The organism is Dokdonia sp. Asnod1-B02 (assembly GCF_045063955.1).
In the GTDB taxonomy this organism is placed as follows: Bacteria; Bacteroidota; Bacteroidia; order Flavobacteriales; family Flavobacteriaceae; genus Dokdonia.
In genome coordinates, this window is the sequence record NZ_JBEFNW010000002.1 from 3,050,500 (window position 1) to 3,065,548 (window position 15,049).

General features: G+C 36.7%; 14 protein-coding genes. 5 read left to right on the forward strand and 9 right to left on the reverse strand.

Annotation, left to right across the window (positions count from 1 at the left end):
* Positions 1-29 precede the first annotated feature (29 nt).
* The 5 genes from ACJJVU_RS13650 (at position 30) to miaA (ending at position 5,155) form a co-directional block, all read left to right on the forward strand.
* Complete coding sequence (locus ACJJVU_RS13650) at positions 30-1,250, forward strand: DUF1015 domain-containing protein (RefSeq protein ID WP_298326423.1); 1,221 nt, start codon at positions 30-32, stop codon at positions 1,248-1,250.
* Positions 1,250-1,897 (forward strand): YggS family pyridoxal phosphate-dependent enzyme, encoded by a 648-nt coding sequence (locus ACJJVU_RS13655; RefSeq protein WP_405226490.1) that lies wholly within the window; start codon positions 1,250-1,252, stop codon positions 1,895-1,897. Before ACJJVU_RS13650 ends, ACJJVU_RS13655 begins: the two co-directional genes overlap by 1 nt.
* Before the next feature lie 68 nt (positions 1,898-1,965).
* On the forward strand, positions 1,966-3,342 hold the full coding sequence (locus ACJJVU_RS13660) for an exonuclease domain-containing protein (protein WP_405227527.1): 1,377 nt from the start codon (positions 1,966-1,968) through the stop codon (positions 3,340-3,342).
* A gap of 45 nt (positions 3,343-3,387) precedes the next feature.
* A complete protein-coding gene (locus ACJJVU_RS13665; protein ID WP_298326428.1) occupies positions 3,388-4,251 on the forward strand; it encodes an ion transporter in 864 nt (287 codons plus the stop codon).
* Entirely contained in the window at positions 4,244-5,155 is a 912-nt protein-coding gene (gene miaA / locus ACJJVU_RS13670; protein ID WP_405226494.1) for a tRNA (adenosine(37)-N6)-dimethylallyltransferase MiaA, read from the forward strand. Before ACJJVU_RS13665 ends, miaA begins: the two co-directional genes overlap by 8 nt.
* A gap of 51 nt (positions 5,156-5,206) precedes the next feature.
* On the opposite strand, the gene ACJJVU_RS13675 is transcribed toward miaA, so the two are convergent.
* The 9 genes from ACJJVU_RS13675 to coaBC form a co-directional block, all read right to left on the reverse strand.
* Positions 5,207-5,917 (reverse strand): response regulator transcription factor, encoded by a 711-nt coding sequence (locus ACJJVU_RS13675; RefSeq protein WP_013749909.1) that lies wholly within the window; start codon positions 5,915-5,917, stop codon positions 5,207-5,209.
* 1 nt (position 5,918) lies between these two features.
* On the reverse strand, positions 5,919-7,466 hold the full coding sequence (locus ACJJVU_RS13680) for a HAMP domain-containing sensor histidine kinase (RefSeq protein WP_298326439.1): 1,548 nt from the start codon (positions 7,464-7,466) through the stop codon (positions 5,919-5,921).
* Positions 7,467-7,572: 106 nt separating this feature from the next.
* On the reverse strand, positions 7,573-8,172 hold the full coding sequence (coaE, locus tag ACJJVU_RS13685) for a dephospho-CoA kinase (protein ID WP_405226498.1): 600 nt from the start codon (positions 8,170-8,172) through the stop codon (positions 7,573-7,575).
* Between the two features lie 4 nt (positions 8,173-8,176).
* On the reverse strand, positions 8,177-9,121 hold the full coding sequence (locus ACJJVU_RS13690) for a hypothetical protein (RefSeq protein ID WP_405226501.1): 945 nt from the start codon (positions 9,119-9,121) through the stop codon (positions 8,177-8,179).
* Positions 9,122-9,152: 31 nt separating this feature from the next.
* Positions 9,153-10,148 carry a glycosyltransferase gene (locus tag ACJJVU_RS13695; RefSeq protein WP_405226504.1) on the reverse strand — a complete coding sequence of 332 codons (996 nt, stop codon included), beginning with the start codon at positions 10,146-10,148 and terminating at the stop codon, positions 9,153-9,155.
* Positions 10,149-10,262: 114 nt separating this feature from the next.
* The gene (locus ACJJVU_RS13700) at positions 10,263-11,090 is read right to left on the reverse strand and encodes an enoyl-ACP reductase (RefSeq protein WP_298326453.1); all 828 of its coding nucleotides are present in this window, start codon (positions 11,088-11,090) and stop codon (positions 10,263-10,265) included.
* A 91-nt stretch (positions 11,091-11,181) separates the two neighbouring features.
* A complete protein-coding gene (gene recN, locus ACJJVU_RS13705; RefSeq protein ID WP_298326456.1) occupies positions 11,182-12,834 on the reverse strand; it encodes a DNA repair protein RecN in 1,653 nt (550 codons plus the stop codon).
* 120 nt (positions 12,835-12,954) lie between these two features.
* Positions 12,955-13,842, reverse strand: a complete 888-nt coding sequence (locus ACJJVU_RS13710) for a DUF4835 family protein (RefSeq protein ID WP_339847869.1) — start codon at positions 13,840-13,842, stop codon at positions 12,955-12,957.
* Positions 13,839-15,047, reverse strand: a complete 1,209-nt coding sequence (coaBC, locus tag ACJJVU_RS13715) for a bifunctional phosphopantothenoylcysteine decarboxylase/phosphopantothenate--cysteine ligase CoaBC (RefSeq protein ID WP_405226509.1) — start codon at positions 15,045-15,047, stop codon at positions 13,839-13,841. The genes ACJJVU_RS13710 and coaBC overlap by 4 nt, the downstream gene beginning before the upstream one ends.
* Positions 15,048-15,049 lie beyond the last annotated feature (2 nt).

The window sequence follows — 15,049 nt, forward strand, 5'->3', positions numbered from 1 at the left end:
CATTGTTTTGCGCCTTAAGTACATATAACATGGCAAAAATTCTCCCATTCCGTGCGGTAAGACCTACTAGAGACAAAGTAGGGCTGGTTGCTACGCGTGCTTACCAATTTTATGATCAAGTAGGACGCGACCACAGAATGGCACAAAATCCATTCTCATTTTTGCACATTATCAATCCTGGATATAAATTTCAAAAAGAAATCACTGGGAAACAACGTTTTGAACTAGTGCGCAATCGCTATCAAGAATTTAAAGATGATGGTGTCTTTGTTAAGGAAGAGCAACCTGCATTTTATGTATATAGAATAGTAGATAGAGAAAAAAATACCTTTTGTGGTATTGTCGCTAGCGCTTCTGTAGAAGACTATGAGAATGACGTTATAAAAAAGCACGAAGACACGCTGGAAGATCGCGAGACTCTTTTTACAGAATATCTAGATACGGTGGGATTTAATGCAGAAGCTGTATTACTTACCTATAAAAATTCTGATGAGATTAAGAGCATTCTCAACAATGTAATGAGCAATCGCGCCGAGTATGAGTTTACAACTACCTATCGTGATACGCATCACTTATGGCCAGTAACAGACACAGCGACCATAGAAAAGCTGCAACATGCTTTTGCCAGCATGGATAGCCTTTACATTGCAGATGGTCACCATAGATCTTCTTCCTCTGCCCTACTTTCTAAAAATCATACAAAAAATCAAGAGACCTACCATTCATTTATGAGTTTCCTCATACCTGAATCAGAGTTACTCATTTATGAGTTTAATAGACTTATAAAGGACCTTAACGGCCTGAGTAAAGAAGCATTTTTAATAGCGCTAGACAGCAAGTTTAGAATTGAGAATCGCGGCACCACTCCCTATAAACCATCAAAGAAACATCACTTTAACATGTATCTGGATGGCGAGTATTACAGCCTTTACTTGAGACATAGCTTACGTAGTTTTGATACTCCACTAGACAGACTAGATACTCACATACTGTATGAAACTGTACTTAAACCTATTTTAGGAATCATAGACTTGAGAAATGATGACCGCATAGTATATGTAGATGGCAGACGCGATATTACAAGCTTAACAGACCGTATAGACAATAAGGAATATGCGGTAAGCTTTGGTATGCTACCAGTCACTATAAATGAGTTAAAAGAAATAGCAGACGCTGGATTAAAAATGCCACCAAAAAGTACGTATATTGAACCTAAACTACGCAGTGGCGTAACCATTTACGAATTTTAATGAGTATAGCAGAAAATATCTTACGCTTTCGCGAAAACATTCCTTCACATGTTACTCTTGTAGCTGTTTCAAAAACTAAACCTGTTTCAGACCTTATGGAGGCTTATGAAACTGGGCAACGCATTTTTGGGGAGAATAAGATTCAAGAAATGACAGACAAGTGGGAAGAAATGCCCAAAGATATACAGTGGCATATGATAGGCCACGTTCAAACAAACAAAGTCAAATTTATGGCTCCATATGTGAGCCTTATACATGCTGTAGATCGTTTAAAACTTATAAAAGAAGTAAACAAACAGGCGGAGGCAAATGACCGAGTGATTGATATTCTCATTCAGATTAAAATTGCTCGTGAAGATTCAAAATTTGGTATGAATGTTCAAGATGCCGTGAAGCTTTTTGAAGAAAACACATTAGAAAACTATCCCCATGTAAATGTGGTAGGACTGATGGGAATGGCAACTTTTACAGATAACCAAGATCAAATTGCGGCAGAGTTTGAGTTGCTAGAAGGATTATTTTTACGCTTTCGCGAAAGCGCAAATCTCACCATACTATCCTCAGGAATGAGTGGTGATTATAAACTCGCAATTGACAAAGGGAGCACCATGATTAGAGTAGGAAGCAGTATTTTTGGTGCTAGATAATTTTAATCACTTTGATTCACTTTTAAAATAATATAATTCCCTAAAACTGGAATTTTAAAAAATAGCATATTTACGCAATACTAGACATAGAAACCACTGGCGGTAAGTACAACGAAGAAGGTATCACAGAAATCGCCATTTATAAATTTGACGGACATCAAGTTGTTGATCAGTTTATAACTCTCGTTAATCCTGAACGCCCTATACAAGCATTTGTAGTAGGACTTACTGGCATTAATAACGGGATGTTAAAAGATGCTCCAAAGTTTCATGAGATAGCAAAGCGTATTATTGAAATCACCGAGGGATGTATTATTGTTGCTCATAATGCCCAGTTTGACTATCGCATTTTAAGTCTAGAATTTGACAGGCTTGGATATCCTTTTGAAAGAACAACGCTATGCTCTGTAGAGCTTTCTCAAGAATTGCTGCCAGGTCATGATAGCTATAGCCTAGGCAAGTTAACGAAGGCACTAGGAATCGCGATGTCTAACAGACATAGAGCAGATGGAGATGCTATTGCCACAGTAAAGCTTTTTAAGTTACTCCTAGAGAAAGACCCAGAAAAGACAATTATAACTAAAGCCATACGCTCTTTCCCAAAAAAGCATATGGACACCAAACTTAAGGACCTCATAAGAAGTGTACCTTCTGAGACTGGCGTGTACTTTATGCACAATGTGAATGGAACCATCATTTACATAGGCAAAAGTAAAAACATGAAAAAACGTCTTACGCAGCATTTTACCAACGATAATCGTAAGAGTAAGCAAATACAAGATCAGGTAGAAACGGTTACCTACCAGACTACAGGCACCGAACTCATTGCACTTCTAAAGGAAAATGAAGAAATAAAGGGCAATAAGCCAAAGTTTAATAGAGCCTTACGCAGAACTAAATTTAAGGTACAGCTCACTCACTATACAGATAGTGAAGGCTATATACACCTCAAGACCGAAAGAGCAGATGGCCGCAAGGAATCTATAACAACTTATAGCAACTCTATGAGTGCAAAGGCTAATCTAGAGCGCATTATCGACTCGTATGATTTATGCCAGAATAAGACACTGTACAATGAAAAGAGTGGCAACTGCTTTAATTACACTATTAAAAAATGCAATGGCGCTTGTATAGGTGAGGAATCACCAGAATCATACAACCAGCGTGTGCAAGCTTTTCTAGACAAGCATAGCTACAAAAACAAGAGTATGGTAATCGTGGAGCGTGGTCGTACCTCAATTGAACGCTCTGTAGTACTTATAGAAGATGGTGTTTTTATGGGAATAGGTTATTACAAACCTGATTTTGAACTCAACGATATAGAGACACTTAAATCTATTATAACTCCTATGGAAGATAATAGAGATGCTAGACACATTATCCAGAGTTATTGTCGTAGTAGAAAGCGACTTAAGATTATTCCGCTAGACCAGATTACTAACTAGCACAGAAAATACTATTTTTAAGCTTCTGTATAACAACTATATATTTTGACAAAAGAGGGCACATCATTTTGGCGCAGAAAACTGCACGATATTATTTACGAGGCAGACACGCCTGCCGGAAAATTGTTTGATGTGGTACTTCTCATTCTCATACTTGCTAGTATTGCACTAGTAATGCTGGAGAGTGTAAAAAGTATAGATGCAAAATATCATGATGTATTTGAAGTAGGAGAATGGATTATCACCATCTTCTTTACGCTAGAGTACTTTGCGAGAATTATAACGATAAAAAAGCCTACAAAATATATTTTCAGCTTTTATGGTCTCATCGATTTCTTCTCAACGATACCACAATATCTAGCCTTTTTCTTTATAGGCTCAAATGCTTTACTTACTGTAAGAGCACTCCGCCTCTTACGAGTATTCAGAATTTTAAAGATCACGAGATACGTAGGTGAGTCTAACAAGTTATCAAAAGCACTACGAGATAGTAGAGCCAAGATTAGTATTTTCTTATTTGCCGTACTCATTCTTTGTATAATTGCTGGTACTATCATGTACATGGTTGAAGGTGAAGAAAGTGGTTTCTCAAGCATACCTGTAAGTGTTTACTGGTGTATTGTAACGCTCACTACGGTAGGTTTTGGCGATATTGCACCCGTTACTCCACTTGGACAACTCATTGCCGCTGTCATCATGATTCTAGGATATGGTATTATCGCAGTACCTACAGGTATTGTAAGCGCAGAATATGCAAAAGACATGAGCTCAGAAAAAATCACAATAGATGGTGAAGATTATGTGCATATGAACACGCAAGCATGCGTAAACTGTAATGCAAAGAAACATCGTGATGATGCCGAATTTTGTCATAAATGCGGACACACGCTTAACGTCTCACATGAGTAAATACCTCATCCCCATCGTAGGACCTACTGCAATAGGTAAAACTGCTCTTTCCATTAAAGTTGCACAGCATCTCAAAACAGAGATTCTCTCTGCAGACTCAAGACAATTTTTTAAAGAGATGTATATAGGCACAGCCGTTCCAGAACCTGAGGAGCTTGCTGCAGCCCCGCATCATTTTATACAACACCTCTCTGTAGATCAAGACTACAGTGTGGGTCACTTTGAAAAAGACGCTATCCAGAAAATTACGGCACTACATAAAAAACACGACACACTCGTTATGGTTGGTGGTTCAGGCATGTACGTGGATGCCGTTATTAATGGATTAGATGAGTTTCCACCAGTAAAAGACGGTGTACGAGCAAAGCTAAAAGATTTACACGAGAACGAAGGTATTGAAGCGCTACAGGAACTTCTATTAGAAAAAGACCCAACCTATTACGAGCAAGTTGATATACAGAACACACAACGCGTTATAAGAGCTTTAGAAGTATGTCTTTCGGCAGATGAGCCTTTTTCATTTTATAGAAATAGACCTAAACCTAAGCGCAATTTTGAAACTATCAAAATAGGATTACAAGCAGACCGTAAAATTATGTACGACCGCATTAATTTACGTGTAGATCTTATGATTAAAAATGGTCTGGTTGAAGAGGTAGAAAGTTTGCTTTCGCGAAAGCATAACAACGCCCTTATAACTGTAGGCTACAGAGAGCTTTTTGAATACTTTGATGGAACAGTTACTCTAGAACGAGCTATTGAAAATATAAAAACAAATACCCGTCGTTTTGCAAAAAGACAAATGACCTGGTATCGCCGTGATGAGACTATCAATTGGTTTGACTACCAGACACCTTTTGAGGAAATAGCATCGTTTATAAATAAAAAAACGCACCACTCTTAGAGTGGCACGTTTTAATAGGTACACTAATATCGTTTATACCGATATTGGCTATTAGTCGTCTTTCTTTACAACTAGACGGAATCCTTCTCCGTGTATGTTTAAAATCTCTACAAGGTCATCCTTTTTAAGGTACTTACGTAGTTTTGCAATATATACATCCATACTTCTAGATGTAAAGTAATTATCATCTCTCCAGATTTTTGTTAGAGCTAGCTCACGTGGCATCAAATCATTTTCATGAAGTGCAAGCATACGTAATAACTCATTTTCCTTAGGAGATAATTTTATAGGCTCCTCTTCTTTATACGTTAAGAAACGTAGTTTTGAATTTAAGTGGAAATTACCAACATTAAATTCGAACTGCTTAGAATCTGCAACAGAATCAACAGACTTACGCTGTATGATTGCCTTTATTTTCATAAGTAGAACTTCACTATCAAATGGCTTATTTAGATAGTCATCTGCACCTACTTTATATCCTTTAAGTACATCTTCTTTAAGAGCTTTTGCTGTTAAAAAGATGATAGGAATATCTTCATTCTTCTCTCTTATTTCTTTGGCTAGTGTAAAACCATCTTTATATGGCATCATTACATCAAGGATACAAAGATCATAATCGTCTTTCTTGAATTTCTCAAATCCTTCCATACCGTTTTTTGCATGAGTGACATTGTAGTCATTCATCATAAGGTAATCTTTAAGAACTGTTCCGAAGTTCGGATCATCCTCTACTAGTAAAATCTTTTTGTTTTCAGTTTCCATATTAATATGATATTAGTGGTATTTTGATTATGAATGTACTTCCCATTCCTTTTTCACTTTCAACGGAGATTTCTCCTTGGTGGTCGTCTACGATTCTTTTTGCGTAGGCAAGTCCCAATCCGTGGCCTTTTACGTTATGTATGTCTCCTGTATGCTCACGATAAAATTTGTCAAATACTTTTTTCTGTACTGCCTTAGTCATACCATCACCCTTATCTTGAATCTTGATGATAATTGAGTCCTTTGTGTTTTCTGTATACACATCAATCTCTGGCGCTCTATCCTCTGGAGTATACTTTACAGCATTATCCATAATATTTACTAAGACATTAGTAAAATGTGACTCGTTTGCAAGTACCGGAGTACGATCTGCATCCAGATGAAGGTCTATATAACCTCCACGGTCTTCTACTATTAAAAGAACATGATTACTAGCATCCTCTACTAGTTCGTGCATATCTAAACGCTCTTTTTGAATATCTAGTTCGTTCTTTTCAAGTTTAGAAATACGCAACACGTTTTCTACTTGACCATGCATCCTTTTATTTTCTTCTCTTATGAGTCCTTGATAATAACTAACCTTCTCAGGGTTAGTAGATATTTTTGAGTTCTTTAAAGCATCTAGCGCAAGGTTTATAGTTGCTATAGGCGTTTTAAACTCATGCGTCATGTTATTTATAAAATCTGTCTTTATTTGAGAGATTTGACGCTGCTTATTAAGTTGATGCAATGCACTAGAATATGCTATAACAATAATGAGTGTAAATATTATAGACAAACCAGCCATTCCTAAAATAGAAGAAATTACAAATTTCTTTTCTCCTGGAAACTGTACATATAATGAGTAGTCACTTAAATCTTGATTATAAAGAAATATTGGCTCGCTATAGCCTGGAGCAGATTTTCTAAATTTAAAATTATCAGACCTTACTTTAGTAAGTAAATCATTACTATACACTCCAAAATCAAAATCTGTTTCTAGGTTTCTCTCTACAAGCTCTATTGTTAAGAGTCTTTCTATTTCTTCTGCAGTAAGTCTCTTATGAATAGGAATCTTAGTCGCTATCTCACTCACTATATCAGAAAATCTAAATTTCTCATAGTCAATAAGCCTTGAGAACTCTTGAATTCTGTTTGAAGTGGTTTCTTCTCCACCTTCTACATTATTCTTTCTTATAATTTGAGTAGACTTTCTGTTTGCATAACGTTTAAAGGCAATACTATCACCTTTTTCACCTATAAAACCAGGTGCTGTTATCTTAAAATCTTCTTGAAGGATACCGCTTGTATAAAGAATAAGTTCATTATTTACTAGATCTTCATTTAGGTAAAAATACTCGTCAAACGTAAGATCATCTGGCACTCCTATACTATCTACCATATTCTGCACTGGGTAGTAGTAATCTTCTAACTCTCTGTTTTCAATTTTATCGACAACGGCAGATAATGCTTGTCTAGCATTAAAGCTAAATTGCTCTCGCTTTGTCTCAACACTACTAGTTATCCAGTAGCCTTGAACAAAGATGATTCCTATGAGTGAAAGACTCATAAGAATGATTAATAAGTAAAACAGTTTTTTATTCACTATCCAAAAGTAAGATTTTAACATTTGAAGCCGATTCGGTTTAACCAAATGTTAACAAGCAGCTATTTTACTACTTCCAGCCCTTACCTATACGTGTCATAATATGAGTGTGAATGCGACTTACAGCGCTTTTAGACAACTCCAAAAACTCATTTTCTATGAGCACATCTGCCATAGCGGTCTTACGATTATCCGTCCATTGCGAATTCATGCGTTTAATTACGTCTTTTTCTGACGCTCGATCCCTTTTCATTACACGTTTAATTCGATCGCTTTTTGGAGCAGTAACTAGAATAGTATAATCACAATCAAGGTGACCACCGTTTTCAAAAAGTATAGCTACTTCTTTAATAACGTAAGGAGCGTTTTGCTCTGATGACCATTTTAAAAAATGGGCTTTTACCGCTGGATGAACTATGCTATTAAGCCTTTTCAATAATTTAGGACTACTAAAGACTTCGTTTGCGATATAAGCTCTATTTAACTTGCCGTCTATATAAGACTGATCGCCTAGTAAAAATGAAATTTGCTTTATTAAAACCTCATCTGTATTCATGAGCTTCTTAGCCTCCACGTCTGCAATATAGATAGGAACACCTAGTTCATTAAAAAACGAACCTATTGTTGTTTTACCACTTCCTATTCCACCCGTGAGACCTACAATAATCATACTCTTAGTTTACTACAATAAATTTAACTTGCTTATTAATAAGTCTTACAGACTTAACTCCCTTAGGTTCTCTAGCGATTGAAAGCGTTAAATATGCATCGGCATTATTTGCTGTGGCATAATCACAAGTAACTAAAAAATCTGATGGAGTTATACTTTCAAAATCTTCAAGCTCGACTAGATAAATAATTTCGGCTGTTTTAGGTAAGATTTTCACACGCTTACCTGGGTCGTTTAATACGTTTATAGGTACAGTAATCTTGCCTTCCGTAAACTTGGCGATTTCTTGATGGAACGTTATTGATTTATGAGAAACCTTAAGCTCATCTGGTAGCCCATCAAGTGATAGCAATACGCTGTTTGAAAGATCTGTATTAATATTTGTAATTTCCTTTTGCTCTGTAGGTATAGCTTCTATATTTAATAACAAAGAACTAGGCCCCACGACGGTAACACTATCGGGTACTATAGTCATTTTATTTCGACCTCCATACCCACTTTTATAGAGAAGGCTCGCCTTAGATATTACAGGGACCTTTTTTGAGGCAACAGAGTCTATTGTTATAGTAATTTGAGAAGGTGTCATCGCAATAATAGATAGCTCTCCATTAATAACGCTTTTAATTACCTGCTGGTTTTCATTTGTATCAAACGTAAACTCCCTATTAGACACTCGCTGTAACTGCTCATAGGGAATAGCTACCTCTGGCGCATCTAGCGCATTAGTAAGCAAAGAGAAGCCAGAACCCTCTGCCTGTATTTTGACGAGCTCCGGTATAATAGTCTGGATGGTTCTATCTAGAGGTACATCTGTAACACTTAATGCTACTTCATATTCTGTACTGTACGTTTTTGAGAGCTTGATAAGAGTAGCAACGATAGTAGTAAGCAAGAGAAAGAAAAAGAATTCTCGCGCAGTTACACTATTAATCTTAATTCCCTTAGACATAAATTACAAATCGTTTTACCCCTCTAATGTACTAAAAAAAAAGGTGCGGATAGTGTTTACGAGGCTCCTTGCCTAACCATTTAATATGTATCACAGAGGCCAGAAAGCCTTTGCCATACCCATAAAACTGTATGAATGTGGCTATTAGACTAAGCAATCCAATAGTGATACTTTTATTAATAATAGAAGCATGTAAAAATATAATAGCGGTGTAAAGTGAGTAAAAGCTTATTGCAAAATAATAGCCCACAAAAAGTAATCCTAAGCTCACAATGAGCCCTAATATAAAGAGTGTAGGAAACCAGTATGTTATTTTGGCCGTTGTAGGATGCCATTTATTTAAGATTGGTCTCACAAGTCCAAATTTATTCACTTGTGTATAAAACTTCTTCCAAGAAATACGGCGTTTGTGATATACAAATGCCTGCGGAATAAGTGCTGTTTGAAAATTAAGTTCCCATAATCTCAACACCAAATCTGGATCTTCTCCTGGGTGAATATTCCCAAAACCACCACTTGCTTCAAATGCTTTTTTAGAGAGACCCATATTAAAACTTCTAGGCTGGAATTTACCTGTATCTTCTCCTCCTCCTCTTATTCCTCCTGTGGTAAACAGAGAGGTCATACTGTAACTTATTGCCTTTTGTAAATTAGAGAAGTCAGGATGCGCTGCGTCTGGACCCCCAAAACAGTCTACATATTTTTTCTGTAATTGCTCATTCATAACGCCCACATATGATGGTGGCAATATGCAATCAGAATCTAAAATTATAAAGTAATTACCGCTTGCCCGTTGCATTCCATAGTTGCGAGAGCTTCCTGGTCCCGAATTTGGTTTTGGTAAATAGGTGATATTTAGATTAGGATATGCTGCAATTTCATCCTCACAAGAGATTGTAGATCCGTCTTCAATAATTACTATCTCGTAAGGAATTGTAGATTCTTGTGCGTCAAAACTTGCTAGTAATTCGGCAATTTCATCAGGACGATTAAAAACGGGTACAATAAAAGAATATGATAATTGCATAGAAGACAAAGCTAACGGTTACACAAAGGGTAAGCAACAAAAAACCACCGAGGATGTGTCGATGGTTTTAGTGTGTTTTTAGTACGCTTTCGCGAAAGCGTAAAAAATAAAAATCTATTCGTGCCCTTCTGCTTTCATAAAGGCTTCCATCACCTCGTTACTCACACCTGTATTGCTAAAACCTCCATCATTATAAAGGTTTTGCATAGTTACACGCTTTGTAAGGTCTGAAAATAATGTAATAGTATAATCTGCACAATCTTGAGCAGTAGCATTACCTAACGGGCTCATTTTTTCCGCATAAGCTATAAATCCATCAAATCCTTTTACTCCTTGTCCAGCCGTAGTAGGTGTAGGAGATTGAGAGATTGTATTTACACGTACGTTCTTTTCTTTACCGTAGAAGTAACCAAAACTACGTGCGATAGACTCTAAGTATGCCTTATTATCTGCCATGTCGTTATAATCTGGAAAAACACGCTGTGCTGCCATGTAGGTAAGAGCAACGATACTTCCCCACTCATTCATTGCGTCTTGCTTATAAAGCGTTTGCATCACTTTGTGGAAAGACATTGCAGAAACATCTGTTCCCTTTTGTGTCCAGTCATACTTTTGGTCTGTGTAAGCACGACCTTTACGTACGTTTATAGACATTCCAATAGAGTGTAAAACGAAGTCTAATTTACCACCTAGAATTTCTTGTGCCTTAGTTACAAGGTTTTCAAGATCTTCTAAAGATGTTGCGTCTGCAGGTATGATTTCTGAACCTGTCTTTTCGGCAAGGTCATTAATCTGTCCCATACGCATAGCGATAGGTGCATTTGTAAGAACAAAAGTCCCTCCTTCTTCGTGCACACGCTCTGCGGTTTTCCAAGCAATTGAATTAGGATCCAATGCTCCAAAAATAATTCCGCGCTTTCCTTTAAGTAAATTATAACTCATAATATTATTAATGGTTTGATGTGTTTTGTTTTCCTCCCTAGCTTGTTGTTGCTAGAAGAGTGTAAATATCGTGGTTTCTGTGTAAACAATCCTAATTAAGTAAATTTTTTGCGTGGTCTATTGCTGCTTGACTTTGCTGATTACCACCTAGCATTGCCGCTATCTCAACAATACGAGCATCTTCATCTAGCTGCTCGATAAAGGTTTGTGTGCGCTCATCTGTATCTTTCTTATACACTTTAAAATGAGAAGCTCCTTGTCCTGCTATTTGCGGTAAGTGTGTGATGCTTATAAGCTGCATAGTACGACCCATTTTTTTAAGGATACCACCCATTTTTACTGCAATATCTCCACTTACTCCAGTATCTATTTCATCAAATATAAGCGTAGGCAATTGCTTGTGCTTACTTAATACTGACTTGAGTGCGAGCATAACTCTTGAAAGTTCTCCTCCAGAAGCACCTTTTCCTAATGGTTTGAGCTCACTCCCTTTATTTGCCGAGAATAAAAACTCCAATACATCATTACCTGAAGCATGAAGATCTTCTTGCGTAGCTAGAGACACTTGAAATTGTGCATTAGGCATTCCTAACTCTATCAGTAATTTCTCAACCAGCGACTTTAAATGCGGCGCTGCCGTTGCGCGCTCCTTATGCAGCTTTGCTGCTAGTGTACTTGCTTTGTTATGTTGCGTTTTAATTTTATCTTCTAGTGCTTGAATCTTATCATCAACTCCTGCGATATCTTGTAAATCATTATCAAGATTATTTCTAATATCGATAAGCTCCTCTACTGTGGCCACTTGATGTTTCTTGAGTAGAGAATGTAATAATTGCATCCTGTTATTAAGTCGCTCTAGCGTAAGAGGATCTGCATCTACCGCATCAGACATCTCACTCAATGATGCTCCTATATCTTCTAGTTCTAAAAGCGCACTATTAAGCTGCTCATAAATTGCTGTATACTGAGTACCGTAGCTATTTAATCTTGACAATGCTGCTCTTGCATTTGTAAGTTGGTCTATTGCACCACTTTCATCTAGAGAAATATTTTGAACAGCAGTAGCAAGCTGCTGCATAATCTCGTCTGCATTACTTAACGTATTAAGCTCTTCTTCTAACGCCACATATTCCCCTTCTTTTAAAGAAGCTTCATCTAGCTCTGTAAAAAGGAAGGATTGATAATCATATTCTAGCTGTGCTTGTTTTTTTCTTTCTAGTAATTCTTTTAGTTCGCTCTGTAAGAGTTTCCAAGCTTTAAAAGATTCTTTGTACTGTCCAAGTAATTTAAGATTGTCTGAAAATGTATCAATCATCTCAAATTGAAAATCATTTTCCACTACCTGTAAAGTTTTATTCTGGCTATGTATGTCTACTAGTCTTGCTCCTAAAATTGTAAGCTGTGCTAGTGTTACAGGAGTGTCATTTATAAAAGCCCTGCTTTTTCCAGAAGGTAGAATCTCCCTTCTTACGATTGTCGCATTTTCATAATCAAGATCATGCTCTTTAAAAAAAGGATTCAGTTGATATCCTTCTATATGGAAGACACCTTCTACAATGCACTTCTGCGTCGCATCTCCAGCGCTTGACATATCTGCCCGCTTACCAGTAATAAGACCAAGTGCTCCTAGAAGTATGGACTTACCTGCACCTGTCTCACCAGTAATCACCGTAAAACCTTTATCAAATCTGAGTTGAACAGACTGGATAAGTGCATAATTTTTTATAGATAATGATGTAAGCAATAGTTATAAATATTTAATTAATCTTAGTGCTATTATACGTTTACAAATGTCGATTAAAGCTAATGAAAAATTCCCGCAAGACGGGAATTTTAAACACTGATTATTTTAGATAAAATAATTTTAAAACTTAATCTGCCTCCAAAAATTAGATTTAGTTGGCGCTACTTGATTAAGTACTTCTACAAGTGATGTTATATTAACTGAGGGTCCAGATGAGAATATAGATGCAATCTCTTCTGCCTTGGTATCAAAGAACACACGAGTTAAAAAATTATTAGGCCTTTTCTTATATAAAGATTGAAACTGAGATAAAGTGGTTGATATGGTTTGCTTACTGCGTTTTTTATCATCAACCATAAAATCTAAACCCGTACGGTGGTAGCTATACATGATTCCAGCAAACTCCCTAAAGTTAGGAGACAATAAATCTTCGTTTAATCTGTATCTAGATTGAGAACCATCTTGTGGATTCCATCCGGTCTGATTATTAGGTTGTGCTGTAGTAACAATTTGCTTTGCTTCTTGAAAATACTTATCCCCATCATTGAGTTTAAATGTATTTGCATCCATTCCAATAACTGTATAGGCATAAAAAGCCATCACAGAAACTAAGTTAGAGTCAAACGTATTAGGGTTATAAATTAGAGGCTGAAACTCTGTATATTCAAAATCAAACTGCTTGTCATTAAAATTAAAAGTAGCTGTATCATAATTAGATCCATAAACAGGTCTCGATGCTCCTACTTGCACAGTTGCTCTAAAATTATTTCCCTCTTGCTGAGTGATTATAATATTAAAAGAACAATCAATGCGCTCTTGCTGTTTGAATCTGCGATCTGTCCACTTTGTATTATTAACAAACTCTGTAAGTGATCTCTCTAGTGTTTTAAAAACCTGAAGATCTGCTTTGTTAGTTTGCTCTGCATTAATAACAACAACAGCGTTAAGCTCTTGAGCTATTGAATTAAAAGAAAACAATAAGACTATTAATAATGTAAAGATTCTCATAGTACTTGGGATGCTATTTTATCAAATATATCAATAGATACGGCAGCCTTAGATTTTAACTCATATGGTGTTGCGGTACCTTCTTTATCAATAAACGTAATTTTATTAGTTTTGGTCTGAAAACCAGCACCTTTATCATTAAGCGAATTTAAAACAATCCCGTCAAGATTTTTTTTCTTTAATTTCTTTCGTGCATTTTCAATCTCATTTTGAGTTTCTAATGCAAACCCAAGAAGGTATTGATGTGTTTTAATCTCACCTAGAGAAGCTAGAATATCCTTAGTTTTCACTAAGTCGATACTCATTGAGCTATCATTCTTTTTTATTTTTTCTGTAGCAACAGTAGCTGGTTTATAATCTGCCACAGCTGCAGATGCTATAGCAACATCCACATCTTTAAAAATAGCGTGTGCCGCATCATACATTTGCTCTCCAGAGACCACATTATGCACTGTGATTGCACTATTAGTAACTTTTATTGCACTAGGCCCTAGAATTAAATCTACTTGAGCACCCAGGCTTGCCGCTCTAAGAGCTAGCTCTACTCCCATTCTACCGCTACTATGATTACCTATAAAACGCACAGGATCTATAGCTTCATAAGTAGGTCCGGCTGTAATCATCACTCGCTTCCCTTTAAATGGAAGTTTATCAAGAACATCTTTCTCTATAAATGAAACGATATCCTCTGGCTCTGCCATTCTCCCTTTTCCCACAAGACCAGATGCTAGCTCGCCACTTGTGGCTTCTATCATCACATTTCCATAGGATTGTAATTTCTGAAAAGAATTTTCTGATGAAGGATGGATGTACATATCTAGATCCATTGCTGGAGCAAAATACACTGGACATTTTGCACTAAGATAGGTTGCAAGAAGCAAATTATCTGAGGCGCCATTTGCCATTTTTGAGAGTGTATTTGCCGTAGCAGGAGCTATCACCATAAGATCTGCCCATAGGCCTAGCTCTACATGATTAGTCCATACCGCATTCTCATCTCCTTCAATTGTAAATGAAGAGTGTACTGGATTACGTGAGAGTGTACTCAATGTAAGTGGAGTTACAAATTCCTTTGCTGCCTCTGTCATTACTACTTGCACAGAAGCGCCAGCCTTTATGAATGCTCTCACAAGACTGGCGCTTTTGTATGCTGCAATGCCAGCGGTAACTCCTAAAAGTATTTTTTTACCGCTTAAAACTGACATCT